The sequence below is a fragment of the Faecalibacterium prausnitzii genome (assembly GCF_003287405.1).
Classification (GTDB): Bacteria; Bacillota; Clostridia; order Oscillospirales; family Ruminococcaceae; genus Faecalibacterium; species Faecalibacterium intestinale.
In genome coordinates this window covers 272,934-285,223 of the sequence record NZ_PRLD01000003.1, presented here as the reverse complement: position 1 = coordinate 285,223, position 12,290 = coordinate 272,934, and the positions used below count along the sequence as shown (strand labels likewise).

Annotated in this window: 13 protein-coding genes and 3 pseudogenes; 4 read left to right on the top strand and 12 right to left on the bottom strand. The window is 55.4% G+C overall.

What is annotated here, in order from left to right; translation table 11 throughout:
* Both C4N24_RS15525 and C4N24_RS05030 read left to right on the top strand, forming a co-directional pair.
* Window positions 1-261, top strand: a pseudogene (locus C4N24_RS15525) (macrolide ABC transporter permease/ATP-binding protein MacB); the annotation flags it as partial.
* Window positions 233-610 carry a hypothetical protein gene (locus C4N24_RS05030; RefSeq protein WP_112090545.1) on the top strand — a complete coding sequence of 126 codons (378 nt, stop codon included), beginning with the start codon at window positions 233-235 and terminating at the stop codon, window positions 608-610. The pseudogene C4N24_RS15525 and the gene C4N24_RS05030, both read left to right, overlap by 29 nt.
* 90 nt (window positions 611-700) lie before the next feature.
* Here the strand turns inward: C4N24_RS05030 and C4N24_RS05025 are convergent, their stop codons facing one another.
* Both C4N24_RS05025 and C4N24_RS05020 read right to left on the bottom strand, forming a co-directional pair.
* Window positions 701-982, bottom strand: coding sequence for a DUF6061 family protein (locus C4N24_RS05025; RefSeq protein ID WP_112090544.1), 282 nt, complete (start codon window positions 980-982; stop codon window positions 701-703).
* A gap of 88 nt (window positions 983-1,070) precedes the next feature.
* Window positions 1,071-1,385: pseudogene (locus C4N24_RS05020) on the bottom strand (toprim domain-containing protein); the annotation flags it as partial.
* Between the two features lie 84 nt (window positions 1,386-1,469).
* Here C4N24_RS05020 and C4N24_RS05015 point away from each other — a divergent pair.
* A complete protein-coding gene (locus C4N24_RS05015; protein WP_112090542.1) occupies window positions 1,470-2,195 on the top strand; it encodes a hypothetical protein in 726 nt (241 codons plus the stop codon).
* 41 nt (window positions 2,196-2,236) lie between these two features.
* Here the strand turns inward: C4N24_RS05015 and C4N24_RS05010 are convergent, their stop codons facing one another.
* Genes C4N24_RS05010 through C4N24_RS04975 form a run of 8 tightly spaced genes read right to left on the bottom strand, consistent with a single transcriptional unit; the run spans window position 2,237 to window position 9,908 of the window.
* On the bottom strand, window positions 2,237-2,899 hold the full coding sequence (locus C4N24_RS05010) for a DUF4366 domain-containing protein (protein ID WP_112090541.1): 663 nt from the start codon (window positions 2,897-2,899) through the stop codon (window positions 2,237-2,239).
* On the bottom strand, window positions 2,889-3,179 hold the full coding sequence (locus C4N24_RS05005; protein ID WP_112090540.1) for a DUF4315 family protein: 291 nt from the start codon (window positions 3,177-3,179) through the stop codon (window positions 2,889-2,891). The genes C4N24_RS05010 and C4N24_RS05005 overlap by 11 nt, the downstream gene beginning before the upstream one ends.
* Window positions 3,166-3,906 (bottom strand): phosphoadenosine phosphosulfate reductase family protein, encoded by a 741-nt coding sequence (locus C4N24_RS05000; protein WP_112090539.1) that lies wholly within the window; start codon window positions 3,904-3,906, stop codon window positions 3,166-3,168. Before C4N24_RS05000 ends, C4N24_RS05005 begins: the two co-directional genes overlap by 14 nt.
* 15 nt (window positions 3,907-3,921) lie before the next feature.
* Window positions 3,922-5,811 (bottom strand): C40 family peptidase, encoded by a 1,890-nt coding sequence (locus tag C4N24_RS04995; protein WP_242983185.1) that lies wholly within the window; start codon window positions 5,809-5,811, stop codon window positions 3,922-3,924.
* On the bottom strand, window positions 5,808-6,833 hold the full coding sequence (locus tag C4N24_RS04990; RefSeq protein ID WP_112090538.1) for a DNA cytosine methyltransferase: 1,026 nt from the start codon (window positions 6,831-6,833) through the stop codon (window positions 5,808-5,810). The genes C4N24_RS04995 and C4N24_RS04990 overlap by 4 nt, the downstream gene beginning before the upstream one ends.
* Window positions 6,826-7,149 carry a hypothetical protein gene (locus C4N24_RS04985; RefSeq protein WP_112090537.1) on the bottom strand — a complete coding sequence of 108 codons (324 nt, stop codon included), beginning with the start codon at window positions 7,147-7,149 and terminating at the stop codon, window positions 6,826-6,828. The genes C4N24_RS04990 and C4N24_RS04985 overlap by 8 nt, the downstream gene beginning before the upstream one ends.
* Before the next feature lie 4 nt (window positions 7,150-7,153).
* Window positions 7,154-9,556 (bottom strand): VirB4-like conjugal transfer ATPase, CD1110 family, encoded by a 2,403-nt coding sequence (locus C4N24_RS04980; RefSeq protein ID WP_112090536.1) that lies wholly within the window; start codon window positions 9,554-9,556, stop codon window positions 7,154-7,156.
* A complete protein-coding gene (locus C4N24_RS04975; RefSeq protein WP_112090535.1) occupies window positions 9,522-9,908 on the bottom strand; it encodes a PrgI family protein in 387 nt (128 codons plus the stop codon). The genes C4N24_RS04980 and C4N24_RS04975 overlap by 35 nt, the downstream gene beginning before the upstream one ends.
* 122 nt (window positions 9,909-10,030) lie before the next feature.
* Between C4N24_RS04975 and C4N24_RS04970 the strand changes: the two genes are divergently transcribed.
* The gene (locus C4N24_RS04970; RefSeq protein ID WP_207657268.1) at window positions 10,031-10,213 is read left to right on the top strand and encodes a YjzC family protein; all 183 of its coding nucleotides are present in this window, start codon (window positions 10,031-10,033) and stop codon (window positions 10,211-10,213) included.
* Window positions 10,214-10,266: 53 nt separating this feature from the next.
* Here C4N24_RS04970 and C4N24_RS15600 read toward each other — a convergent pair whose 3' ends face one another.
* Both C4N24_RS15600 and C4N24_RS04955 read right to left on the bottom strand, forming a co-directional pair.
* The gene (locus tag C4N24_RS15600) at window positions 10,267-11,286 is read right to left on the bottom strand and encodes a VirB6/TrbL-like conjugal transfer protein, CD1112 family (RefSeq protein WP_242983184.1); all 1,020 of its coding nucleotides are present in this window, start codon (window positions 11,284-11,286) and stop codon (window positions 10,267-10,269) included.
* A pseudogene (locus C4N24_RS04955) lies at window positions 11,243-12,103 on the bottom strand (AAA family ATPase). The gene C4N24_RS15600 and the pseudogene C4N24_RS04955 overlap by 44 nt, the downstream one beginning before the upstream one ends.
* Window positions 12,104-12,290 lie beyond the last annotated feature (187 nt).

Genomic DNA, 12,290 nt, shown 5'->3' with positions numbered 1-12,290 from the left:
CGTGTGGCGATCGCTCGTGCGCTCATCGCAAAGCCCCGCATCGTTTTTGCAGACGAGCCTACCGGAAATCTGGATACACGGACGGGTGAGGATACGATGCGGCTGCTGATGGAATGCGCTGCGGAGTTTGGACAAACGCTTATCGTTGTTACCCACAACCCGGAAATTGCGCAGAAGGCGCAGCAAGTCATTCGGATCGAGGATGGGCAGATTCTGAGAGGAGAACTGCAACATGAAAAAGGGAATTTGGATACGCAATAAAATCATCCCCTACTACTTAAAAGGAGCAAAGTTTGCATTGGCCATGTTGCTAACTGAAAAAACATTGTCGGCATCCCAGATTGCAACAGCTATTTCGGAAAAAGGAATAAAATGTGACCGAAAAGAACTTGGAAAGATGCTGGCAAGTCTGGAACGGATGGGTGTAGTCACCTTAACAGATGGAGCTTATTCGTGTAGCACCAAGAAACTGAAAAACTGTCCGGTTGCATATTCTGAGGATCAGCTGATCGATTTAATTGGCATGACGCAGGGCACCGTAAACGGCAAAGCTTTTTATAGTGCAACACCGCCAATGAGCGTTAGCTCTCGTGGAAATAGTGGCGTATAATAAAGGATACTGGAGTATAGCTATAGCCCTCTATTTGCGAGAACTGCAAGTAGAGGGCTGATGGTTTGTTTGGAATATTTTAATTAAAGGTCAATCTTCTAATCTGCCATGGTCACAGCCGAGCGAGAGATAATGCTCAATCTCACTACCCAGCACAAGCTGGGCATACTCCAAGGGCTTGTTGTAGAGTAGCCAATCTAGCTCTGCTCGCTGCGTAGGGGTGTTGCCGTATTCGTCCTCAACGGCGATACAGTCGATGGAAAGAATAGTTCCATCATTAAATTGGGCTTCCAGCCGGTTGGTGTTCATGTTGTAGCGGCAGGAAAGCACTTTTTGAGGGGGATTATGGTCAGAATTCTGATTTCGTTTCATTTGAATTACTCCTTTAATGATCATAAAATTTAATTTTCAACGAGATGAGGTCTCTTTTTTCTTTCTCTTAAGTCACCTAACCGCACTACCCTGCATCACAGGCGTTGACCAGTTCCGCCACATCGGGGCGTTCCATCAGGGAACGGAGAATGCAGAACTGGGCGGCCTTTTCCTCGGACACCACATAGCGGAAGGGGTTGGGCAGGATGGGAAGGTCCTCATACCGCCACTTCTTGTAGCGGTCATCGTAGACGGCCGCATCTGCCAGCCCCACCAGATGCCCGATGCACCAGGAAATGAGCCAGCCGCCGCCCTCAAAATAGCCATCGGCCCTGGATGCGACACCCAGAGCCGACGCGATACTCTTTGCTACACTCGGTTTTTCACAGCTTACAAGTTTCATAGTTTAACTCCTGTATTAAGTAGTGAATTGCTATTAGTAAGAGGAAGGGGTATAATTAAAAAAATCTGTTTAGGAGTATCACAAATGACATTTACTAATTGGACTCTTGCTATAGGCACAGAAGATGACCAAAAATATATGCGTCCATTATTTGAGTTCCTTCTGCTGCAATTCGTTGAAATTTTTGGTGAAACAATATTGGGCGCTGAACAATGCATAGCCTATAATGATTCAACAGCCCCTTGCCCGATGCTTATTACCAATCGCACTCCCATTCAACTCCGGACATGTTCAAAATCTCTCCGGTATTGGGCACAGTATATTTACCAGACATCTCACGAACTAACACACTATGTTATTCGTCAGTATAAAGAAGATAAAGACGCCATTGTCCGATGGTTTGAAGAAACTCTCTGCGAAGCAATGTCGTTATATATTTTAAAATCATCTAGCTTGCGGTGGCATGAGTGTGCGCTGTCACACATCAATTCAAACTATGGCACATCTCTGATGGATTATTTTAAGAGCACCTACGATGAAACTGGTCCTAGTTCGCTTAAGGCGTGTCGTTCACTTGATGATTTGAAAAATGTTGAAAGTACCTGCCAGACGCAAAGGATTTCTCGCACTATCGAAAGAAATTATCTGGTTGATGCATTTTGTGAGCATCCTGAAAGTATTTCTGCCTTTGTCTATTATCCGCTGTATATGCGCGGGGATCTTCAGATTGATTTTGAAAAATGGAAAGAGAGCGATTCGACGCCTTTGGTCTCTAAGTTGGAATCTATACAACCTAATCTTGCATCATAATTGGGTGCCTCCAATACGAGGCACCCAATTATTTTACCGCTTTAGGTTTTCGTGTTTTGTGAATTATCATCCTCGTTTTCGTATTCCTCGTCCTCGAACTCATAGTCGTCCGGGTCGGCGCTGACCTTTGCGCCCTGCCTGGGCTTGATGAACTTGATGTAGGCGAAGGCTCCGCCGCCGCCCAGGGCCGCCAGAAGCAGGATCAGCACCAGGGCGCCGCCGCTGCCGGACTCTTTCTCCGGCTCCGGTTCGGGCTCCGGCTCCACCTCCGGCGCTTTTCCGGCGCACTCGCTCATATTCACCGCACCGGCCTGGCATTTTTTGCCGCAGGTACAGACCGCAGGGGGTTCCTTCGTCTGCCCATCCTCCAGTAGCGCCATCAGGTCGGCTTCATCCACCTGGTTCAAGAAGTGAACGGCGGTCTCCTTGTCCTCGTTTGCCCGGTCGATCAGGATGTAAAAATAGTTGCCCGCTTTCGTGGTCACGGTGATAAGCTGCTTGTCGCCGTAATAGTCGTCCACCAGCGTGGCGTTGCCCTCCGGGGTAAGGGGCTGACCCTCCGGCTCCATGCTCCCGGTGGCGGGTTCCCCGGTGTAGTAGTCGCCATCCCCGCCGCCCGCAAATGCGGTGACGGAGAAGGCGGTCATGCACAGGACCACCGCCGTCAGGGACGCCAAAAGGCGGAAAACTCTGTTACGCTTCATCTTCGCCGTCCTCCATTCCTTCCATATCCGCATCGTCGGGGTCCGGCGCCGCCTCCGCCTCCATCATCCCGTCGGGCAGGGTGATCAAGCCGCTGGCGTAGGCCTTCAGGAAGGCGGTCAGCTCCTTGTTGTCCATGCACACCGCCTTGACCATGCGGACGATCTCCAGGTTTTCTTCCTCGGTGAGCTGCGCCTCCAGCTCCCGAAGTCGCTTCTGCTGGGCGGAGATCTTCTCCTTCGTCTTTTCGATGTCTTTGCGAATCTTCTCAACCGTTGCCATGTGTGCAAAACTCCTTTCCAAATCGTTCTCTCCAGGAATAGTTTCGCCCCAGGCCCTTGACCGTTTTCAGGTTTTTCCGGGCGTTGTCCTCCAGCGCCAGGGCGCGGCGGAACAAATCGGGATGCTGCTCCCGCAGGGCGGTGATCTCGTCGGGTTTCATGCTGGGGCAGAAAAAACAGGACGATTTTCCCGGCTGGGGCAGCCCTGCCGCCTCGATCTGCCGGATGCAATCGTCCCGCGTCCATCCCCATTCCATCAGGGGATACCACTTGCTGTATTTTCGGTCGGCCAGGTCTCCCAGCAGCACCTTGTCGCTGCGGTAGCCCTCGCCTGCGTCGTAGCCGATGAACTTGACCACCCGTTTGCCCGCCGCCCACGCCTTTTGACACGGCGGGTAATGGCTGCAGAACTTTTCCTGCGGCCCGATCTTGTGTTTTAGGGAACACCGCTTGAAGCCGTAGGCGATGGACGGAAGGCTGCAACTTTGCAGACATTCATCCTCCAGCGTCAGCCGTTTCCCGTCACAGGTGGTCTTATACACTCTGGTAATGGGAGGCATCCCGTGGTCCTTCAGCCAGCGGTTCATCACATCCAGATAGGCGTAGGTGTGGGGATGCTCTGCCCCCGTATCCGCAAAGAGAATCAGGTTCACCGGGATACGGCGCTGGTGCAGCCCGATCAAAAGAGCGGTGCTGTTGGCGCCGCCCCCATAGGAAACCATATTGATGCTTCATCACCTCCATCAGTTGTACGGCGGTCTGCCGTATGCGTAGAAATGGGACCGCCAGTAGCTCGTGTTCAGGTTGGAATACTGGATGGGGTCGCCGCAATGCAGCATCATCCCGTCGCCCACATAGATGCCCATATGGGACACACCGCTGGTGTCATAGGTTCCCACGAAGAACACCAGATCGCCGGGCTGGGGATCGGATACCGGGGCGGAAATGTTGTAGAGCCCCTGGGCGCCCAACCGCCCGGTGTTGCACAGGCCGCTGTTGGTCAGCACATAACTGACGAAGCCGCTGCAATCGAAAGAAGTGCTGGGGCTGCTGCCACCCCACACATAGGGATAGCCCAGATACTTTTCCGCCTCGGTGATAAGGGTGTTGAACCGCTCGTCCGTCAGGTATTCAGCGGGAATCTCCCAGGCGGTGGGCGGGTTGTCGATGTACTTGTTCACATACCCAGAGGACGGGAACAGGTCGGGGCGATTGCCCAGAGTGGACATATAGGTGGCATACAAGGAAAGCTGTTCCTCGCCCATCATGTAGACCGGCACATGGGAGAGGTCGAAGTTTTCCAGTGTGACGGTGCAAATGGTCCAGGTATAGGGCACCCGAACCGTATAGGTGTTGCCCTCGCTGTCTGTCCTTGTTTCCGTCCGATAGCGGGTCTCCGTGGTCACGGTTTCGGTGAGAATGTATTGCTTGTCAAAGAGGGTTTGAAGGTTCCCCTGTACCTGGTCGATGGTGAACGCCCCTTCATGAAGTGCCGACAGAATGGAGACCAGCACATAGGGGTCATGTTCGATCTCGTCCAGGTCGAAGTGATACTCGTCATAGTCGTGGGTGGCCTCGTAGGTATCCAGGTATTCCCGCAATTCGTTCTCTTTGGCGCAGTAGGCTTCTTCCGCCGCCAGCATATCGGAGTCCTCGGACAGATAGGAGGACGCCATGATGTTGGACACCCCGCCGCCGAACATGGAGGAACAGGATTGCAGGGAGCCCAGCAGCATCACCAGCAGAAGGCCGATGCCGCCCACGATCAGCGCGCCCTTCCAATGCCGTTTCAGGAAAAGGGCGGTGCGCTTGGACTCCTGGGCGGTTTTCTTGGATGCCTTTGCCGTAGCCTCCGCTGTTTTTCCGGCCTGGGCGGTCTTGCCCGCCGCCCGGTATGCCGCTGCATATTGCTTTTGCAGTTTCCGTTTCTGCCACAGGCGGGAGATGGGATTGGATGCAAGCTGGGGGTTATCCGCCACGGCTTTCCGATAGTAGAAATCCGCATTGGCCTTGACTGCCGCCTGTTTCGCTTTTGCCGAGTCCCGCCAGGGTTTCAGCTTGCGTTCCGCCCGCCAGTTCTGGACACGGCGGTTTCCGTAGCCCACAGCCTTCTCAAAGCTGCGTTCCCCCAGGTGGCCCGACTGGACGCCGGAATTTTCCTGCTCCACCTCCCGGACCTTGCCGTGGATGGCGGCGCCTGCCTCTTGAATGGGGCGGGACAGCGGATTGGCATGCTGGGGGGATGGCGGTTTGGACGGAACAGCAACCTTTGCCGCGTCCAACCGGTCCGCCGCCTTGTCCGACTTGCGGATGGCTCCTTGCAGCTCCGGTTTGGCCTGGTCTGCCTCGGAAAACTGCAATCGGGAGGATGGACGGCCCGCTGCCGCCTCGCCCTCCCGATAAGCCCTGCGCCGTTTCCGGCGTTGCTTCTTTTCCGATCTTCGTTCATGGTGCAACTCCACACGATCCACCGCTTTTCCAGCGGCGCCCGCCGTGTCGCTGGATACGGAATGGTCCTGCTCCGGCGCCCGGTCAGAGGGATAGGTCGTCTCGCCCGTAACCAGATTGACGGATACCGCCCCGTCACGGGTCATCTTCTGCGCCTCCTTTTCGGGGGCTTTCCATTCTTTCAAGGTGCGTCACCTCCTATTCCATAAGGGCAGATGTTGACACATGCCCCGGTTTCGATCATGGCGATGTACTGGAAAATGGGATAGGCCTGGGGCGGGCAGACCGCGTTCCCCAAGGTTTTCAGCCGCAGCGCTCGGTTGTCGGTATCCTCGGTCATGCGGGGGACTCCTTCGGGCTCGGCACGCCATAGGATGCGTCCGTCCATTTCGTGGGGAATCCCATAAGCCATTCCACCCAGTCCGGGTTCAGCGCCGCTTTCTCGGAAAGGGGCTGCTCCTGCCGAATCACCTGAGCCGACAGGTTGGAGGACGGGGATTTGTCCCGGAAGACCGCGGGTTTCAGGGTGGTACGGTAGCCCTCCGACGCTGCCGGGGTCAGGTAGAACACCGCCGCCGACAGGGACAGACTCCAGATCGAACCGTCCTTGTTCCGCTTGCGGAGTATCCCCCCCTCCGACAGGAACACATCCAGGCTGGCAGCATCCCGCCCCGTGGATTTGTCGGAGGCAAGGGGCGTGGGAAACATCAGCCGCAACGATAAAAGTTCGCTGGCGCTCATGCCATGCGCCGACGCCGCAAGCCGGAAATACGAATGGGAGAACAGCGTATCCCGCTTTTGCCAGGTCAAAAATCGTTTTGTCGAGCCCCATATTGATGAATCCAGCAACATTTTCCCCAAGCACCCAACGGGGCCGCAGTTCGGCAATAACGCGGCACATTTCCGGCCACAGGTAGCGTTCATCCGCAAAGCCCCGCCGCTTTCCTGCGGTGGAGAAGGGCTGGCACGGGAATCCGCCGGAGAGGATGGTGATAGTTTCAAGTCCTGTTTTCTCAAAAAACGCCTCCTTCGTGAATGTGGTGATGTCCCGGAACTTCGGCACATCCGGCCAATGCTTTTGCAGGATGGAATAGGGGTAATCCGCCCACTCGCATTGACAGACCGTTTCAAAGCCCGCCGCCTCTGCCGCAAGGTCCAGCCCGCCGATGCCGGAAAACAGGCTGACATGGGTGAGGCGGTCAGGCATGGGGCTGGTCCTCGTCGTCCTCACAGTCCACATAGAAGGCGTCCAGCTCGCACAGCTCCAGGGCCTTCAGCCGGGCAAGGTCGGCCTTGTCGCCGAACACCAGGTAGCGGCCGGGGATGCTCCAGCGGTCAAACATCTGGTCGGCGATCTCACCATACCGCCGGGCGGTGTCAATCAGGTTCTCCATGTCCTGGCGGTCCTTGGTCTTCCCGGCAAGGAAAGCCAGCTGGTGCAGAAGCCCATAGAGATGGACTTCCTCGTCGATGTGGGCCTCGTAGGTCTTTTCCTCAATGACATACAGCTTTTCCTGTCCCATTTCCTTATCCCATCCTTTCCTCATGTTCCATCTCGCTGGGCTTGGTGGTAAGCAATTTATAGAGCTCGGTATCCTTCGTGAAGTCATCCGCAAAAGGCAGGATGACATTGTTGAAGAACAGCAGCCCGTGGCCCGGCTCGGAATTGGTCACATAGGCAAGCTGTTCAGAAGAAATGTTCAGCCGCTCCGCCAGTATCTTCCGGTCGCCTGCCGCCTGGTTGAGCATATAGATGAAGTCGCTGTTTTCCAGAATGTTTTCGATCTCCGGGGAGGAAATCAGGTCTTTGGGGTTCTGGGTCGCCCCGGTGGGGATACCGCCCCATTTTCTGAACCGTTTCCAAATCTCGGCGCTGTACGCCGCAGTCTGTTCCTCCTTCAGCAGAAGGTGGAACTCGTCCACGAAGTACCAGGTAAACCGGCCAATGGCTCGGTTGATGGTAACGGTGTTCCACACCGCGTCCTGAACAATGAGCATCCCGGGCTTTTTCAGGTTCTTGCCCAGGCCCTTGATGTCAAAGCAGACAAGACGGTTGGAGATGTCCACAGTGGTGCGGTGGTTGAAGAAGTTCAGCGAACCGTTTACATACAGGTCCAACGCCTGGGCCACCCGGTCGGCCTCCGGGATGTGCTGGGACAGCAGGGCGTTCATCAGGTCGCCCAAAATCAGCATATTCTCTGGCCGGGGATTGGCAAAGTAAGGCTGGTAGATCATCTGCACCGCCCGGTCGATAACCGTTTTCTCGATGGCCTCCAGCCCCGTCTTGCTGCCCATGATGAGCTCACAGAAGGACAGCACGAAGTCGCTTTTCAGCGCCAGCGGGTTTTCTTCCTCGGAGTAGTTGAGGTTGATGTCTAGGGGGTTCACATAGTCGGTGCTGGACGGGGACAGCCGGATTACCTGACCGCTCAGCCGCTTCACCAGGGGCGAATACTCGTCCTCCGGGTCGCAGATGATGACGTTGTCCTGGGTCATCAGCATGATAAAGGTGATCTCCCGTTTGCAGCTCATGGATTTTCCGCTGCCGGGCGTGCCGAATACAAGGCCGTTGGGACAGCGGGATTGCTTGCGGTCCAGCAGAATCATGTTGTTGGAGATGGCATTGAGGCCATAGTACATGGCGTCGCCGCCCATGAACACCTCCTGGGTGACAAAGGGGACGAACACCGCCAGGGCCGAAGTGGTCAGGCTCCGTTCGATCTTGATGCGCTTGAGCCCCAGGGGCAAAGAGGACATCAGCCCGTCCTCCTGCTGGAAATCCAGACGGGTCAGAAAGCAGTTGTAGGTCTGGGCGACGCTGGCCGCCTGGGATACGGCAATCTCCAGCTTTTGCCGGGTCTCCGCCGTGTGCAGCACCAGGAAGGTCATGTTGAACATTCTCTCGTTGCGGGATTGCAGGTCGGTGAGAAGATTCTTCGCCGCACCGCCGTAGGTGGAGAGGTCCGAAGGAAGGATGTCCATATCGTAGCCGCTGCGTACCGCCCGTTTCTGCTCCTGTATCTTCATGGCGTCCAGGTCGGTAATCTTCCGCTTGACCATTTTGATGGCCTCGTTCTGGTTGATGCCCCGGATGTGCATGGTCACCATGATATTCCCGTCCGCCTCCATGAAGTCGGTGAGGATGCGGTCGTGCATCTCCGGCGCCAGGATTTGCAGAAAGGACACCGCCCCGTACCGCCTGCCGATGCGGAAGGTGCGGGTCTCCCCGAAGTGGAAGGAGGACGGCGAAATGAAGTCCTTCACCGAAAGGCCGCTGGCCGGGAGCCAGTCCCATTCAAAGGCGAACTGCCCACCCTCCGGGTGGAGGATGTTGTAAAGCAGCTCCAGCCGTTCCTTTCCGTCCAGCACATGAGCGGCCGCCCCCATGACCTTGAAGCGGTTGAGGGTGTCGGTCTCAATGCGGGCAAACCGCGCCCGGGCCGCAGGGAGGTTCTCCGCCTCGATGGTCAGGGTCACATACCTGGTTTTCACATAGCCGTTGTTGCCCCGCTTGTACTGCATCCGCAGGATATCCACCGCCTCGTCCCGGATGGGGTCCAGGTCGTTGCCCTGTCTGCGGATACCAAACATTTCATCGGCGGCGCTGCCTCCGCTGTGGCTGTCCAAAGTGACCTGGACGCCAATAGTGGGATCGTAGCCGTTATAAAAGTCGCAAAGGCTTTCAAAGATGCTCCGCTGATCCTCCGGCCCAGCCAGGCGGTAATTCACATCCTCAAAGGCGATGGTCTTGGAGAAGGTGCCGCCCTCCAGCCTGCACAGGCCGTCGGGAAACATATTCTGAAACGGGATGCTGTCCTGCACCGTATGGTTTTTCCCGTCGCCCTTCGCCTGCCGGATCACCGCCTCGATCTGCTTGCGCTCGGCACGGGTGATCTTACGCTTTGCCGGTTTTTCTGCCTTTTCTCGCAATCTGCTTCACCTCCTGTTCTAGCTCAGATTGCCGCACCAGGGCGGAATAGAGATTGTTGGTCTGGTAGATACGTACCTTCGGCCGGATGAATTTGTTCTGAATCAGATGACCCAGGAACACCTCCAGCGGCTGCCCGTTCTTCTCGTACATGGCGAACGGGAAAAAGGGCAACATCACCAGAATCATGCAAAGCGCCGCCGTGGTGGTCCCCAGGCTCGCCTTTGCCAAAAAGAAAAGCGGCACGCCTACCAGTGCCGCCGCTCCGAAACAGATCACTTGTCGTTTGGTCAGCCCGAACAGGACCTTGCTCTGTATCCGGCTCAGGTCCTTCGGGATCGTTACATAAGCCAATGTTTGCGCCTCCAATCACAATATATTGTGGTTTGTCCTATTGACAATTTCAAAATTTAGTATTACACTGATTTAGCACTCGCATTCATAAAGTACTAAATCGCCAAGAAAGGAGGATGTCTATGGGACTGAAACCCGGTCAGAAGGCGCCTGCCTCCGGTCAGTACGGCGTTGTTGGTCCTCGCGGCGGTAAAATCAACCATGAAGTTACCGTCGTGAAGGGTGAGCCAATGCCTCCGACCAAGAAACCTGGTCAGACTTATGTGATGAATGACCCCACGAAAAACAAGTCTGGCCGTCCCTAAAACTGAATACTTCTAACCAGCTGAGCCATCTCGTAAGAGGTGGCTTTGCTCATTTAGTGGGCACCGAACAGAGATTTTGCCAGGCTACCGGTCTTGAACAGGGTGTAGCACAGCAGGACCGTATACCCCATGCACCCCCAGATGGCCGCGGATATGTTGTCGCCGGATGTGGAGATGCCCTCCACCAGCACCGCATAGATGCCCATGCAGATCATAATGAGGAATGCTTGGAAGCCCAGGGCCAGCAGGGAGCGAAGGTAGTTCTGCCCCGTGGAGCCCCACTCCCGGTTGACCATCGTGGCAAAGGGGATGGGGCCTATGGAGGTCACCAGATACACCTCGATCATTCTGCCGTAGATCACCAGGAAGATACAGATGGAAAGTATCTGCGTACACAGCCCCACGAACACGCTCTGGAACCATAGCCCCAGCAGGGCGCCCACACTCCAGTCGGCAAGCTGAGTTTCCAGATCGCCCACCACGCCGGAAATGTCGATATCCAGCAGTTCCGGGATAAGGTTGGTCAAGCGGATGAAACGGCGAATAGTATCTTTACTTACCCCAGCATCATCGCCAACTTTTTCGACGGACAACTTCTGCGCAACTTGCGTAGAAGTCAAATCTGACCTAGCACCTTGATTTTTTATTGCGTCCAGCTTCATTTTGTAGGCAAAAGCCCTCTCACTGGGCAGGATGTGTTCACGTTGGAGATTGCTGTCCACCATCAATATCACAGTACCATCGTCCGACATCTGCCGGACAATGACCGGCAGGGTATCCAGCCCGGCAAGTTTAGCTGCATACTGGCGGCGGTGCCCGGAGATGATCTCATATCCGCCTTCCGGGCGGGGCCTTGCAATCAGCGGAGCCAGTACGCCGTACTGTGCCACGCTTTCCACCGTACGCTGCATAGCCTCATCGTCCAGCACCTTGAATGGATGCTCCTTGAAGGGAAACAGCTCCTCGATGGGAATCTGCTGCACTTGCTCCCGTTTTTGTTCCTGCCGGGATTCTTCGGTGGAAAACATCTCATCGAGACCTTTCAGCGCCAAGTTTGCGTTGCTTTTCGGCATCGGCCAGCACCTCCCTCGTCAAAGATTGATAGGCCGCTGCCACCTTGCCTTTGGGGTCATGGGCAAAGATGCTCCTGCCCCCGCGCTGATTTCCGCCGCACGGACAGAGTGCGGAATGGGCTGCTCAAACACCCGGATTTTGCTGCCGTACACCTGCCGAATCAGTGCATCGATTTCCCTGCCGTAATTGGTGCGGCTGTCCGTCATGGTCATCAGGATACCCTCGATTTTCAGCTTCGGGTTGATTTGCCGGCGCACTTTCTGAATGGTCTGCAGCAGCTGCTCCAGTCCCTTTGCCGAAAGGTACTGCGCCTGCACCGGAATCAGAGTGGTATCCGCTGCGGCCAGTGCATTGATGGCGGTATCTCCACAGGAGATAATTATAAATTCGCACATAGTGCGTACCGCTAGCCATAGAAGCGGAGCGACTACGGTCAGCATTCCCAAAGACGGCGTACAATCCAGCAGGATATAATCGTATTCCCGCCGGGCGCTGTCCAACACCTGTTTGAGCATCTTTTCCCGGCTCATACTGTTGACAAGGGCCACTTCCAGCCCTGCCAGTTCGATGTTAGCCGGAATCAGGTCAACGCCTTCCGCATGGTGCAGGATGCCCTCATCGGGCGGGATGCACTGGTCGTTCATGGCTTTTGCCATCAGGGCAGAAAGCGTAACAGGCAGTTCATCGGGCTGCTGCCAGCCCATGCTGATGGCAATGTCTGCGCAGCCCAGTGCATCCATCACTTCCTGCACAGGAAAAATGATATACACTCTCCCCCTGCCCGTCTAACCATCCGTTTTTAGCGGATAGTCCCATGCGGTCCAGCAAGATGCTGTACAGGGTCTTTGCATCGGTGTTCAGTCAACTAGCGCGGGAAATCATTGGTCACTTTGCATCTGTTGAAAATGCACAAATTTTAAAGCAATATATTGTGCTGCCAAAAGCAGCGGCAAAAGATGAGATATTTTTCGGTTTCACTTGGCGCTTTTGTCTTTTTTCAGAT

Excerpts from the sequence above, each read along its gene's own strand:
- C4N24_RS04990 (WP_112090538.1), bottom strand. The coding sequence starts at position 6,833 with ATGCCTGACCGCCTCACCCATGTCAGCCTGTTTTCCGGCATCGGCGGG.
- C4N24_RS05010 (WP_112090541.1), bottom strand. The coding sequence starts at position 2,899 with ATGAAGCGTAACAGAGTTTTCCGCCTTTTGGCGTCCCTGACGGCGGTG.
- C4N24_RS05015 (WP_112090542.1), top strand. The coding sequence starts at position 1,470 with ATGACATTTACTAATTGGACTCTTGCTATAGGCACAGAAGATGACCAA.
- C4N24_RS05025 (WP_112090544.1), bottom strand. The coding sequence starts at position 982 with ATGAAACGAAATCAGAATTCTGACCATAATCCCCCTCAAAAAGTGCTT.
- C4N24_RS04985 (WP_112090537.1), bottom strand. The coding sequence starts at position 7,149 with ATGGGACAGGAAAAGCTGTATGTCATTGAGGAAAAGACCTACGAGGCC.
- C4N24_RS04970 (WP_207657268.1), top strand. The coding sequence starts at position 10,031 with ATGGGACTGAAACCCGGTCAGAAGGCGCCTGCCTCCGGTCAGTACGGC.
- C4N24_RS05030 (WP_112090545.1), top strand. The coding sequence starts at position 233 with ATGAAAAAGGGAATTTGGATACGCAATAAAATCATCCCCTACTACTTA.
- C4N24_RS15600 (WP_242983184.1), bottom strand. The coding sequence starts at position 11,286 with ATGCCGAAAAGCAACGCAAACTTGGCGCTGAAAGGTCTCGATGAGATG.
- C4N24_RS05005 (WP_112090540.1), bottom strand. The coding sequence starts at position 3,179 with ATGGCAACGGTTGAGAAGATTCGCAAAGACATCGAAAAGACGAAGGAG.